The 253-nt window shown below is 59.7% G+C and carries 1 protein-coding gene; it reads left to right on the plus strand.

What is annotated here, in order from left to right; translation table 11 throughout:
• The coding region (locus ACZIRK_RS45760; RefSeq protein WP_474419918.1) for a transposase at positions 1 to 253 on the plus strand (253 nt) is incomplete at both ends.

Genomic DNA, 253 nt, shown 5'->3' on the forward strand with positions numbered 1-253 from the left:
TTTTAATAATCGCCGCCAGGTTGCTGCTTACGCGGGGCTGGCGCCGACGCCCTGGCAGAGTGGATCCGTTGATCGAGAACAGGGCGTTTCGAAAGCTGGAAATCCGAGATTACGCACGACGCTGATCGCATTGCCTCATCAAGAATGTTACCGGAGAACTGACCGTCAGGATTGGGGCGGCGACACCGAATCGGATCGGTGTCACCGATGGCAGGACGGATCAGCATGGGTGCTCGGCGCGAGCTCACGGCGG

It is taken from the genome of Bradyrhizobium sp. Leo114, from assembly GCF_055229415.2.